The organism is Arthrobacter sp. StoSoilB5 (genome assembly GCF_019977235.1).
GTDB lineage: Bacteria > Actinomycetota > Actinomycetes > Actinomycetales > Micrococcaceae > Arthrobacter.
On sequence record NZ_AP024646.1, the window covers coordinates 2,909,762 to 2,921,620 of the forward strand.

Here is an 11,859-nt window from a genome sequence, read left to right on the forward strand (position 1 = left end):
GGATAGACATGACCACAATTAACCACTTCATCAACGGCGCCGAAACGTCCGGTGAAGGTGACCGGACCCAGCCCGTCTACAACCCCGCAACCGGGCAGGTCACGGCTCAGCTGCGCCTGGCCAACGAAGCCGATCTGGACGCCACGGTCGCGGCGGCGAAGAAGGCCGCGGAGTCCTGGGGTGACATTTCCCTGGCCAAGCGCACCGCGGTGCTGTTCAAGTTCCGCGAACTGGTCGCCGCGCACGTGGACGAACTCGCCGAGCTGATCACGGCCGAGCACGGCAAGGTCCTCTCCGACGCCAAGGGCGAAATCGGCCGCGGCCTGGAAGTCATCGAGTTCGCCTGCGGCATCCCGCAGCTGCTCAAGGGCGACTACTCGGACCAGGTCTCCACCGGTATCGATGTCTTCTCCTTCCGCGAACCCCTGGGCGTCGTCGCCGGCATCACCCCGTTCAACTTCCCCGTCATGGTCCCGCTGTGGATGGCCCCGATGGCGATCGCCACCGGCAACGCGTTCATCCTCAAGCCCTCCGAACGGGACCCGTCCGCGCCGATGCTGCTAGCCAAGCTGTGGAAGCAGGCCGGCCTGCCCGATGGTGTGTTCCAGGTCCTGCACGGCGGCAAGGAAACCGTTGACGGTTTGCTGACCCACCCGGACGTGGACGGCATTAGTTTTGTTGGTTCCACCCCGATCGCCCAGTACGTCCACGAGACCGCCACCCGGCACGGCAAACGGGTCCAGGCCCTGGGCGGGGCGAAGAACCACGCCATCATCATGCCCGACGCCGACCTGGACAACGCCGCGGACCACCTCGCCGCCGCCGCGTTCGGTTCCGCCGGGGAACGCTGCATGGCCATCTCCGTCGCCGTCGCCGTCGGGGACGCCGCAGAGTTGATCGTGAAAAAAGTTCAAGAACGCGCCCTGGCCGTGAAAGTCGCCAACGGCACCGAGCCCGACGCCGAAATGGGACCGGTCATCACCCCGGCCTCCAAGGAACGCATCCTGCGGATCGTTACCGAAGCCGAAACCGCCGGCGCGGCCATGGTCGTGGACGGCCGCGACCTCGTGGTCCCCGGCCACGAAGACGGGTTCTGGGTCGGCCCCACCGTGATCGACCACGTGGGCACCGAAATGAGCGCCTACACCGAGGAAATCTTCGGCCCCGTCCTGGTCGTGGTCCGCGTCGCCGACCTCGAAGAAGGCATCGCGCTGATCAACGCCAACCCCTACGGCAACGGCACCGCGATCTTCACCTCCAACGGCGCCGCAGCAAGGAAGTTCCAGCGCTCCGTGACCGTGGGCATGGTGGGCATCAACGTGCCCCTGCCCGTCCCGGTCGCCTACCACTCCTTCGGCGGCTGGAAAAACTCCCTCTTCGGCGACAAACACATCTACGGCCCCGAAGGCGTCTCCTTCTACACCCGCGGCAAAGTCATCACCTCCCGCTGGCCAGAACCCACCCACGCCTCCGGCGCCTCCTACAACTTCCCCTCCAACTAACAGCCACCATTCGCCATGGTCGATGGGCCTCCTGAGGGAAGGACCATCGACCATGGCGTTTTAACCCGTCGTCGACCGCCGCAGCTCCCGGCCGCCGTCTAGCGTTCCGAACTGGACGCCTGGATGTTGTGCATGTGCTCGGGTGCTACTTCGTCACTCGCGGGAGCCACAGCCTTCGCGAGGATGACTCCGAAGGCGCAAAACAGCAAGGGCAAGATGAACGCCAGCGTCAGCCCAACCATTCCACCCAGCCAGCCAATAATGGCCGGGCCTGCAAGCAGTCCCACGTACCCGCAGCTAACCACCCGCGCGAGCGTCTTGCCGGAATCGTCCCGTCCTGCGGCGCCCGCTGCCGTGTAGATCTGCGGAATGATCCCTGAAAGTCCCAGGCCGAACAGTAGCCATCCGATGATCGAGAGCGGATAGAGCGTCGATGTGACGACAGCCAGCATCCCGGCTCCGGCCATAAGGGAACCGTAGCGAATCACCCGGACAGGCCCCAGCGCATGCGCCGCCCGGTCGGCGAGCAGCCGACCAACCGTCATGGCCGACGCGAATGCACCATAGGCCAAGGCGGCCGCAGCCTCGGACTCATTGAGACACTCGACAGTCTGGAGCGCGCTCCAATCGTTGGCTGCCCCTTCCGAAAGCAGTATCAGGAACGCCATGACGGCGAGGGCAACGATCCTACGCCGATTGCGATCCGGCAAAACAGTGCCTTGTGATGCATCTTCGTTTACAGGGTCAGGACCGGCTCCGGCTTCGAGCCGGAGTTCGGTTGCGGTGGACAGCAGCCTGGGCGCAGAGAATGCTGCGCCTGCCGCACCTACGAGGCAAGCAAGGAAGAGAATCCACGCCAGGTCCAGGCCGGAGGATTGCCCGGCCGCTGCGGCAACGGCCCCGACAGCGCCGCCCAAGGAATAGAAGGCATGGAAAGCGGACATAATCGGCCGGCTGTATCCTCGTTCCACAACGACCGCATGCTGATTCATCGCCACATCGGTGATTCCGTGGCCGAGGCCAAAGATGAACAGGGCGGCACCCAGGGAGACCGCATCGGTGGCCATGCCCGGCAGGTTCACGGTGACGACCAGGAATCCGAGTCCCAACAAGGAACTGGCCCGGCTACCGATCTTGCGAATGAGGATACCGGTGAACTGCATTGACACCAGTGCGCCGAGTCCAAGAAGAAGGATGAGTCCGCCGAGAACGGCATGGGATGTCCCGGTCCGCTCTTGGATGTCCGGAATATTGACAAGCCAGATTGCCGAAAGGAACCCGACTACGGCAAACGTGCCGAACACGCCCCACCGGGCACGGACAAGTGCGCGCTGAGGCTTGAGGAGGCAGGGCGGCATGGAAATCCTTCCGGATCAAGACTGTGGAACGTCCTCGTGTAACCCTGGCGATGTCTTGACGTGGCCTATCGGCCTGCTTCAGAAACGGACGACAACGAGAAGGGGAGACGTTACGGCATCCCGAACGCTATGTGTACGATCGTACGCGGAGCAGTGGGTTCAAGCAAGGCTGGTCCTGGCCGTCCCTGACTCGCCCGGTGCCGACCACAAGAATGAACGCGGCGACGACGGAACTTGGAAGACAGTGGATTCACCCACCGGCCAACGATTTCCCATCGTGTGCCGGTCGGGCCTGAACGTTCCGCCGTGAGGGCCGCACAACACTGCTGCAAGTGCTGTACGGCCCAGTGCTGCTGCTAAACGGGAGAGCTTTTCGGCTTCACGGCCCTAGATCGATGGGACGGAGTGCTTCCGCACCCCAGCTTGCTCGTCGGCCAGGGGGCGACGTGCTGTCTCTGCGCTCATCAGCAGCCCGGCCAGCGAGAGTACGCCGATGCCCATCAGGAAGAACGCCGGCGAGCTCGCGTTGCCGGTGGTGGCTATCAGCCATGTGCCGATGAGCGGTGCGACGCCTCCGAAAAGCATGGCGCCGACGTTGAAGGGCAGCGCGAACCCGAGGTAGCGCGAGCGGGTGCCGAACAACTCGGTGAAGAACGACGGGAAGACCGCGTCGTTCATTGCGAAGAACATCAGCGACGCAACAAGGACGGCCGAGGCGAGGACCACTCCGCCGAAGGAGAGCAGCGTCATGATCGGGTAGCTCAAGAGGATGAAAGCGATGCTCGAGATCATCAGGGTGCGCTTACGGCCGATGCGGTCGGAGAGACGGGCGGCGAGGGGGATGAAGATGATGTGTGCCAGCAAGCCAATGGTGACCACCAGAGTCGCGTTTGCTTCGCTCATACCTGCTTCCTCGATGAGGAAAGAGGGCGTGTAGCTGAGCAGAAGGTAGTAGGCGCCGGCGTTGAGTGACATGACGAGCAGTGCCTTGAACATCGACGGCAGGCTCTTGCGCGTCTCGGACCAACGGCTCGTGGCCGGGTGCTGATCGACAAGGATCTCGCGTTGCTTCTTTTCGAGTTCAAGCACCCGGCGGAACTGAGGGGTGTCTTCCAGGCGCAGCCGGAGCCAGAGGCCAACAATGCCGAGCGGGCCTGCCACGAGGAACGGAATCCTCCAGCCCCACTCCTGCATGAACTCCGGCGACGTGCTTGCGTAGAGGACGGTGGCCATGAGTGATGCCGCCAGGAAGCCAGCAGCTGCTGCGATGGGTACAACGCTGGTAAGCAGTCCGCGTTTGGCGGCGGGGGCATACTCGGCAACGAAAGTGCCCGCGCCGGCGTACTCCCCGGAGGCAGAGAAACTCTGCGTCATGCGGAGCAAGAGGAGCAGGATCGGTGCAGAAACGCCGATCATGCCATAGCTCGGAATGAACCCGATGAGGAAAGTCGCTCCGGACATGAGGATGATAGTGGTGGCGAGGATGCTCTTGCGCCCGATTTTGTCGCCCAGGCTGCCCCAGACGAAAGCGCCCAGCGGGCGAACCAGGAAGGAGAGCGCGAACACCGCGAAGGTACTCATCAGTGCAACAGCGCGGTCTTCCGGGGGGAAGAAGACCATGGCGATGGTAGTTGCGAGGTAGCTATAGCTGGCGTAATCGAAGTACTCCAGTAAGGTTCCAAGCCCGCTGGCTATGACGACTCGGCGGAGCATGGACCGGGGGACGGAATCGGTGGTGACAAGGGTTGTGGGCATGATGGCGTTCCTCGTTTGAATACCGGGTCTGTGCGGTGGATCCGCATGGATGTGACGACCATCATGGCAGCTAACCCCGCACCGGAATATGGCCCCAGTGGCGAACCTGAACTTATCGTTATGGACCTAGTGGTGAAGTATCAGCGCTGTCGCGGAAGCCCCGGGCCTTGAGGGCGAGCCAGAGCTCGGTCTGAGCATCGATGCCGTCAAGATCGTGCCCTGTGATCTGGACGATCCGTTGCATCCGGTTCCGAACCGTATGCCGGTGGACGCCCATGCGTTCGGCTGTTGCTTCGATGGATCGACGTTCGAGAAGCCAGGTGTGCAAGGTGCGGAGGAGGGCTTCACCTCCTCGTGAGTTCTCGATCGGGGCAAGGACGGCGGTGGAGAACGATTCCAGGTAGTCGGAAGGGGCCGCGTTGATCAGGAACTCGTGCGAGGCTCCGTCGACATACTCGATTGGCGTGCCGGCCCGACGGCTGGTCTCCAAGGCCAGGGTGGCTTGCCTTATGCTCCGGACGGAGTGTTCAGGGGCGCCGGAGGTGCCGATCCCCGTTGGGACGTCCAGGCCGTAGTCGGCAAGCGCCTGGCGGGGGTCCACTGTTGCCAGGCACTCGACGACGCGGTGGCGGTGCCGGATAAAGGGCGCGGCGAGCACCACAGCGAGGTCGTCGATGAGCACTTCGGCGTGTGTCTCATTTCTTGCTTCGATGGCTACGCCACGGAGTGGGCCTGGATCGATCCCAAGGCTCCGCAGGAATGTCCGCGCGCCTCCCGGCTCCGTGAGCGTCAAAAGGCGCGCAAACCGTTCGGCTCGTTTCCGACGTGCCGACTCGTCGAGGAACCACAGGCGTTCGAATTCGAGTGCCAGGAGGGACCGGAGCGCCGGCGCGGCTAGCTCAGCCGTCTCGCGGCCCGAGGGAATCCGGACGCAGTAGCCGCGTACGGTGTCGTTGCCGGCAAAGGGGGAAATCTCGACCGTGGCCTCCGCCTCCCCGGTTGCATTGTCCGGCTGTGCTGTCAACGTGGACGCGGACAGCCGGAGTTGCTCACCAAGCCGGGGCGCTTGATGACTGGCGAGGCGTTCGCCCAGCGGAGCCAGCAGGCTCGATGGGAACGTCGAGCTTCGGGCCATGGCCCGCCCGAGCCGGTCGAAAACAGCTACTGGCTCATCGGTTCGTTGTTGCCAGCCGGACAGCAGGTCCCCGACGGAGCCGCCGCGGGTCACGATTGCGGTAATTTCCATCTGCAGATCGAGGGGTCGTCTCAGGGCCTCCCGCTGGGCATCCGAGACCAGGGCTGTAATGGAGTGAGCAATCCGTCCCATGTCGGCGAAGTCGGCAGTCAGCAGCGGCACATCATGCTCGTTGGCAAGGCTAAGCACCTGCGAAGGGAGCGTCTCGAATGCTGCCCCGGACCCGAGCCCGATGATGAACCCGGAGGCGCCAGCGCCCATGGCTTCCGAAAGGAACGCTTCCCAGGCGCCCCAGTCCGAGCCAAGGTGCAGTCCACTGGTGAGGACCAGTTCCCCGCCGCGCAGGCCCGGAATGGGGCCCTTGCGCTCAAGGGCCAGTGGGATGCCGGCTGGTCGTTGACCTGCCCTGCCTTCGTGGGCCATCGTCAGCCCGAGTCCATTGGTCGCGATCAGCTTAGTGACCGTGAACGTCTGTCCATCAAGTGCCATGCCCTCATGTTACCGCCGTCGTACTGTACGCGGCGGCCACTATTTACTCAGCAAAGAGTACGCTCCGGCGATGGCTTGGGCGGAGGAGCTTCAATACTGTGATTCGCAGTAGGCCGCAACAGCGCGCCGAAGACCGTCAACACGAATGGAGCATTCCATGATTGGCCAGAACGAATACTTTGAGGGACAAGTGCGCAGCCTCGAATTCAAGAATGAGCAGGGCAACTTCACCGTCGGGGTGATGGAGCCGGGTGAGTGGAGGTTTGAGGCGCCGGTCAAGGAGTGGATGCACCTGGTGCGCGGAACCTGGGACGTGCAGCAGCCCGCAGGCCGGGGGGAGTGGACGACTTACAAGGAAGGCGAAAGGTTCGAGGTTCCGGGCGGTACCGACTTTACGGTTCGCGTGAAAGATACCGTCGCGTACCTCTGCCCCTATACAGGTGAGTTCCTCGGCCATCTGGACATGTAACCTCCTTGCAGTCGGACAGGGCCCGGGACTTCCCTGTGTTGTTGGGACACGCCTCGCCAAACGATGCCGCGGTTGCCGGACCCAGTCCGGCAACCTAGCCGTCGACCAGAGTGCATCCGGTGGGGTTCGAACCCACGACCCGAGGATTAAAAGTCCCCTGCTCTGACCACTGAGCTACGGATGCCTTTAGCCTTCACACTCCGTGCAGTATTTTTGACCGTCTTTTTCCCTTGCCAACTGACTACGGTGGTGGACCAGGAAGCAGGACATGCACGTGAATTCGTCGTCCTGTACTGGGATGATCTCAACCAGGAGTTCCTCCCGGGAGAGGTCGGCGCCAGGAAGTTCGAAGGTATCGGCGAGGTCCACTTCGTCCACGTCGATGGCTTCCGCACCGGGCGAACCCTTGGTGGGGGATAGCCCCTCGAGAGGGAGACCCTGTTCGTCGTCGGGCAGGGTCCGGGGAGTGTCGTAATCGGTTGCCATGTTCGTTGCTACCTCCTCAACATATGGCCAGTTTCATCGTCGGCGCAGTTTTAACTGTGCATCGTCGACAGGTATTCCCAGGCTGGCCGGCCAGTCATTCCGGTTACCCGTTCACGTCAGTTGGTCGTAGTCTCCTCGGGTCCAGGCAGCATGTCGTCGAGCCGAATCCTGCAGAACGACTTTGGCTCGGGATGCGATCACGTTGTTGAAGTTGCCGTAGATCCTGTCGAATGTAAGCTCTCCCAGCTGTGCGGCGACCCGCAACGCGACCGCCCCCGAAAGTGGAAGATGATTCGGGTAGCTGCGCATGAAAGCCACGGAGCGACGGTCTGGATTGGGAAACACGCTGTCACCTGACAGCAGGACCCCTTTGCCGCCGGCTCCTGCAGTCCAGTGCGCCACCGCGCTGCCTGGGAAGTGGCCGCCGGTCTGGTGCAGTACCAGCCCTTCGGCGATAGTTCTGCTGCCGGACCAGTAGGAGATGACTGGATCACTGCGTCCCACCCATCGACGGTCGGCTTCCGCCGCAAGCACAGGGACGCCACCGAGCCGATGCGACCATTCCACCTGCGCGCCGAACATGTGTGGATGACTCGCGGCGACAGCCAAAACCGGGCCTCGCTCGAGGATGGCCTTCACCGTGGTCTCATCGACGAAGCCGACGGGATCCCACAGCAGCGAACCCTCTGGTGTCACCACAAGTTGGGAGGTCTGGCCGATCCCGATTTTCGGCGCAGCTCTTATGCCGATCAGTCCCGGCTCGTTTTCCTCCAGCAATAACTGATGTCCAGCCTGCGCCAGCTCTTCCAGCGTGTGCCACTTCTGTCCGTCCGCGGGAACGTACTGGCGCTCGTCCGTACAAATCGGGCAGAACTCCGGCACGGGTTCGTCGCGTTCGACGGCGCAGGTTGCACAGATCAGCATGGTGGTCCTCCCTGGCTCAGGTCCCGGAGGAATCCGGGCGACGTCCGGATAGATTTTCGACCGCTTGCTCGATCCCCACCACGTCCCGTTCAACCTCTTCCATGTACAGCCTGCCCGACGTGATCAGGCCGTGATCTATTTCGAAGAGGGTCACCCCGCGCGCCTGGAAGGGTTCCCCGTCAGCCCTCTTGCCGGTCCATGACCATTCCGTCCACGTGGTGTTCCCGTCGTCGACTGAACGGATCAATTCTGTCCGGAAGTCAGGGATTCCAGCGAACATCGCCGCCCAGTTCGCGTGCATCTGCCCCCTGCCTACAAACGTCCGGCCGGGGTGGGCAGGCTGCTCGCTGTGGTAGTCCTCGTGAAACAGGGCTGCAACCGCTTCGAGGTCGTGGGCGTTCATCGCCACCAAGAGCCGGTCTATGACTTCACTCAATCTTGATTTCCTTCCGCTCACTGAATGTCACTTTCAGCCCACTCCCGGACCCGCCGTGAAGAGGGCCCGGACCTGGCGCCAATTTACGCTCAATCAGGTCGCCACTCCAGCCCCTCTGCTACCGCTGGTGATTCAGGCGGTCTGGGGCGCTTTTTTGGCCTGCATAATGTTGTCCCGAAGAAGGGACTCTTGGCAGAAGTAGAAATATATGTCGATCTATTTACGAGCGTCATATTCTCGATATAAAATTGTGTCTGGAAGCATGCTGGAGCGCCACGAGTGGTGGTCCCGCTCCCCATGCGCTTACTAGGAGACAAAGATGTCTGGTTCACGCTTTGAAGAGATCAAGGAAAATTCACAGGACCTGACCATGCGCGCTCTGCTCGATGAAGAGTTCCGCTCGGTGTTCGAAGGGACAACGCCGGTTGCCACCCCGTGGGCCGGCCTGAATTTCATTTAGCCGCACTACCACCAAAACCCGTCGCGTACAGCGCTCCGCGGGCACGGCCGCGAGCTCCCGGAGAATACCAGCCTGAAAATTGGCATGGACTTGCCGCACAGGAGCACTTCAATATGCTTCACAAATTATTGGGTCCGAAGGCCCATGATTATGCACTGTCCATCGTCGGATCACCTCCGGTACCAGCCGCATCCCTTTAGCAAGCGGGAGCTTAAATAGTCGGGAAAGGGTTGGGGCAGCATCGCGCCACAACCCTTTCCCAGCTCTCCACCCCGGAGATCAGTGTCCCTGGAAGGCCTCCGCCAGCCACCAGGAGCCGCCGTCAGAGGCGATCTTGGCATCGATCACCAAGGGCCGGTCCTGCCCGCCATCGCGGAAGGCAGCAACCCATTCCCGTACTGGCTGCAGGTCTTCAAGCGTGCGTACAGTGACGCCGTCGGCTCCAAAGCCCCTGGCGATGGCCGCAATATCGGTCTCCGGGAACGACACACTGCCCAGTTCGTCCTGGACGTGGTGCTCAGCGAAGTGATGTACCTCAGCGCCGTACGCGGCATCGTTGTAGACGATGCAAACCAGCGGCAGCTTGAGCCGTACGGCCGTCTCCAGTTCGCTGATACCCATCAGGAAGCCGCCATCACCGGCGCCTAGCACGGGCAACCGGTGTGGCTGCGCTACTGCAGCACCGATTGCCGTGTAAAGGCCGATGCCAATGGCCTGGAACGCTTGCGTAAAGCAGAATCCGAACTCGTCCGGCACCGCCAGATACTGGCTGGGATACCCCATGAAGTTCCCCGAATCCACTGCGACGATCCTGTCTGCGGGAAGGATCGAGTCCAGTTCCCGGCTGATCACACGGGGATCGATGGACGTCGCAGTGCTGAGGTCCGGAGTCTCCACGTCCCGCCAGCGTGAACTCTGTTTGATGGCGAGGGCGTTCTGCTCGGTGCGGTACTTTTCTGCCGCGGCCGGCTGGATCGACTGGAGGACTTCCAGGGCGTCGTCCGCTGTGAGGGCGGAATCACCCAGCACGCCCAGCGCGATCGCTCTGTTGGCGCCCAAGGAGGAGTCTTCGACGTCGATCTGGACTACTTTTGTTCCGGCAGAGATCAGCCGGCCATGGCGCATGGTCCACATATTAAGGGTGCAACCCCATCCGACGATGAGGTCAGCCGACGTGATGAGCTCCGCAGTCAACGGAGATGAAAAGCCGCCGGAAATGCCCAAATTATGGGAATCGCCATTGAACAGTCCGTTGGCAACGGCCGAGGTCGCCACCAGCGCCCCGGCATGCCGGGCCAAGGCCAGGATGGAATCGCGGGCGCCCCTGCCGCCGCGGCCCGCGACGAATACGGGACGTTTCGCATTTGCGATCAGTTCCACCAGTTGGTTCACCGCGTTGGTGTCCGCACGAACCCGGGCTGGAACAGGCGCGACGACGGTACTCACCGTATCTGCGGCGGTGCCGCTTTGGACATCCAATGGCAGGCTGAGGACCACGGTCCTGCGTTCGTTCACGGCTGTTCGGAAAGCCCTGACCGTATCCGCGATGGCCGTTTCGGGGGAGTGGATCCGCTCCGCCACGGCGCCAACGCTGCGCGCCAGGGCGTCCTGGTCAATCTTGAAGTTGGACCGGATGGCAGCCGCTTGCGTATCGGCCGTCAGCACGATCATGGGTGTGCGGCTTTTTGCAGCCTCTCCGACGCCGGTGATCGCGTTGGTCAGTCCGCAGCCTTGGTGCGTGGTCACCACGCCCACCTTGCCGGACATCCTGGAGTAGGCGTCGGCCATGGTAGCAGCGCCGCCCTCATGGCGGGCTGCGGTGTATGGAATTCCGGCCTGCATCAACGTATTGGTGACGTCGAAGTTGCCGCTGCCCACCACACCGAAGACGTGCCCGACTCCTAGCTTCACCAATGTCTGACCGACCAGGGTGGAGACCCTTGCTTCCCCGCTCATGCGCCCGGCTCCGATGCCGTGCTTGATGCGCTTGCTGAGCTGTCAACCAAGGCATATACGCGGCTGGGGCTGCCGGTTCCACCCACGATCGGCAGGGGTGCCACCACCAGGGTCGCGCCCGTGACGGGGAGGCGATCAACGTTCCGGAGCGATGTCACACCATATTTGTCAGCGCCCAGGAGGAAGGAATGCACGGGGAACATGGGATCGAGTGTGGCGGCCTGGCCGGCGTCGATACCGACGGTTTCCACGCCGAAGCCACTGATGGAGGCGTTTCCGGCAAGCCATTTGGCGCCTGCCGCCGATACCCCGGGTGTGTGGGGACCGGCGTCGTCCGCATTCATGAAGTCCGCAGCGTTACCGCCGCGGGCGGACCAGCCGGTCCGGAAGATGACCCAGCAGTTTTCCGGGAAGGGCCCATGCTCCTGCTGCCACAGCTCGAAGTGTTCGGGCTCCAGCAGGAAGTCAGGATCCTGGGCGGCTTCTGTGGTCTTGTCGATGACGACTGCAGGCCCCACCAGGCGGTGCGGTTCGATCCGGTCAACGGACTTCCCGTCCTTGCCGGTGATCCAGTGGACGGGAGCGTCCAGGTGCGTCCCGGCGTGCTCGCCCACGGTGACGTCGTTCCACGCCCAGGCGGGTCCGGCGTCGTCAAAATTGCTCACGGGGGTCAGCGAAAGTCCAACCGTATTGGCGAGGGGTTGGGGAAGATTCAAAATGGGTGTGTCACCGCTAAGCGGCGTGGTGAGGTCGACGACGTCGATGGCGCCGGATGACAAGGCTGCGGTGAGCTCATTTAGAACAGACATTGTTCTCCTGTCGGATTGAT

11 protein-coding genes and 1 tRNA gene are annotated in these 11,859 nt (G+C 62.6%); 3 read left to right on the top strand and 9 right to left on the bottom strand.

The window, feature by feature from the left end; translation table 11 throughout:
* Positions 1-8: 8 nt before the first annotated feature.
* Positions 9-1,502 (top strand): CoA-acylating methylmalonate-semialdehyde dehydrogenase, encoded by a 1,494-nt coding sequence (locus LDN75_RS13075; RefSeq protein WP_223932732.1) that lies wholly within the window; start codon positions 9-11, stop codon positions 1,500-1,502.
* A gap of 98 nt (positions 1,503-1,600) precedes the next feature.
* Here the strand turns inward: LDN75_RS13075 and LDN75_RS13080 are convergent, their stop codons facing one another.
* From LDN75_RS13080 to LDN75_RS13090, 3 genes are all read right to left on the bottom strand, one after another.
* Complete coding sequence (locus LDN75_RS13080) at positions 1,601-2,860, bottom strand: MFS transporter (RefSeq protein WP_223932733.1); 1,260 nt, start codon at positions 2,858-2,860, stop codon at positions 1,601-1,603.
* Positions 2,861-3,247: 387 nt separating this feature from the next.
* Positions 3,248-4,615: an MFS transporter gene (locus tag LDN75_RS13085; protein ID WP_223932734.1), complete on the bottom strand. Its 1,368-nt coding sequence runs from the start codon at positions 4,613-4,615 to the stop codon at positions 3,248-3,250.
* Between the two features lie 118 nt (positions 4,616-4,733).
* The gene (locus LDN75_RS13090) at positions 4,734-6,299 is read right to left on the bottom strand and encodes a helix-turn-helix domain-containing protein (RefSeq protein WP_223932735.1); all 1,566 of its coding nucleotides are present in this window, start codon (positions 6,297-6,299) and stop codon (positions 4,734-4,736) included.
* 157 nt (positions 6,300-6,456) lie between these two features.
* Between LDN75_RS13090 and LDN75_RS13095 the strand changes: the two genes are divergently transcribed.
* On the top strand, positions 6,457-6,768 hold the full coding sequence (locus LDN75_RS13095) for a pyrimidine/purine nucleoside phosphorylase (protein WP_223932736.1): 312 nt from the start codon (positions 6,457-6,459) through the stop codon (positions 6,766-6,768).
* Positions 6,769-6,879: 111 nt separating this feature from the next.
* Here LDN75_RS13095 and LDN75_RS13100 read toward each other — a convergent pair.
* From LDN75_RS13100 to LDN75_RS13115, 4 genes are all read right to left on the bottom strand, one after another.
* Positions 6,880-6,952: transfer RNA gene (locus LDN75_RS13100), tRNA-Lys, on the bottom strand.
* 2 nt (positions 6,953-6,954) lie between these two features.
* Entirely contained in the window at positions 6,955-7,254 is a 300-nt protein-coding gene (locus tag LDN75_RS13105) for a DUF4193 domain-containing protein (RefSeq protein ID WP_223932737.1), read from the bottom strand.
* 111 nt (positions 7,255-7,365) lie between these two features.
* Positions 7,366-8,178, bottom strand: a complete 813-nt coding sequence (locus LDN75_RS13110; protein WP_223932738.1) for an MBL fold metallo-hydrolase — start codon at positions 8,176-8,178, stop codon at positions 7,366-7,368.
* 16 nt (positions 8,179-8,194) lie between these two features.
* Complete coding sequence (locus LDN75_RS13115; protein ID WP_223932739.1) at positions 8,195-8,614, bottom strand: nuclear transport factor 2 family protein; 420 nt, start codon at positions 8,612-8,614, stop codon at positions 8,195-8,197.
* A gap of 319 nt (positions 8,615-8,933) precedes the next feature.
* Here LDN75_RS13115 and LDN75_RS13120 point away from each other — a divergent pair, with 319 nt between their 5' ends.
* A complete protein-coding gene (locus LDN75_RS13120; RefSeq protein WP_223932740.1) occupies positions 8,934-9,074 on the top strand; it encodes a hypothetical protein in 141 nt (46 codons plus the stop codon).
* 279 nt (positions 9,075-9,353) lie between these two features.
* Here LDN75_RS13120 and LDN75_RS13125 read toward each other — a convergent pair whose 3' ends face one another.
* Positions 9,354-11,030, bottom strand: a complete 1,677-nt coding sequence (locus LDN75_RS13125) for a thiamine pyrophosphate-binding protein (protein WP_223932741.1) — start codon at positions 11,028-11,030, stop codon at positions 9,354-9,356.
* Positions 11,027-11,839, bottom strand: a complete 813-nt coding sequence (locus tag LDN75_RS13130) for a cyclase family protein (protein WP_223932742.1) — start codon at positions 11,837-11,839, stop codon at positions 11,027-11,029. Before LDN75_RS13130 ends, LDN75_RS13125 begins: the two co-directional genes overlap by 4 nt.
* Positions 11,840-11,859: the final 20 nt, after the last annotated feature.

What these genes read in the sequence shown, in the direction of transcription:
- LDN75_RS13080 (WP_223932733.1), bottom strand. Translation starts at nt 2,860, where the DNA reads ATGCCGCCCTGCCTCCTCAAGCCTCAGCGCGCACTTGTCCGTGCCCGG.
- LDN75_RS13075 (WP_223932732.1), top strand. Translation starts at nt 9, where the DNA reads ATGACCACAATTAACCACTTCATCAACGGCGCCGAAACGTCCGGTGAA.
- LDN75_RS13120 (WP_223932740.1), top strand. Translation starts at nt 8,934, where the DNA reads ATGTCTGGTTCACGCTTTGAAGAGATCAAGGAAAATTCACAGGACCTG.
- LDN75_RS13090 (WP_223932735.1), bottom strand. Translation starts at nt 6,299, where the DNA reads ATGGCACTTGATGGACAGACGTTCACGGTCACTAAGCTGATCGCGACC.
- LDN75_RS13095 (WP_223932736.1), top strand. Translation starts at nt 6,457, where the DNA reads ATGATTGGCCAGAACGAATACTTTGAGGGACAAGTGCGCAGCCTCGAA.
- LDN75_RS13110 (WP_223932738.1), bottom strand. Translation starts at nt 8,178, where the DNA reads ATGCTGATCTGTGCAACCTGCGCCGTCGAACGCGACGAACCCGTGCCG.
- LDN75_RS13125 (WP_223932741.1), bottom strand. Translation starts at nt 11,030, where the DNA reads ATGAGCGGGGAAGCAAGGGTCTCCACCCTGGTCGGTCAGACATTGGTG.
- LDN75_RS13130 (WP_223932742.1), bottom strand. Translation starts at nt 11,839, where the DNA reads ATGTCTGTTCTAAATGAGCTCACCGCAGCCTTGTCATCCGGCGCCATC.
- LDN75_RS13105 (WP_223932737.1), bottom strand. Translation starts at nt 7,254, where the DNA reads ATGGCAACCGATTACGACACTCCCCGGACCCTGCCCGACGACGAACAG.
- LDN75_RS13085 (WP_223932734.1), bottom strand. Translation starts at nt 4,615, where the DNA reads ATGCCCACAACCCTTGTCACCACCGATTCCGTCCCCCGGTCCATGCTC.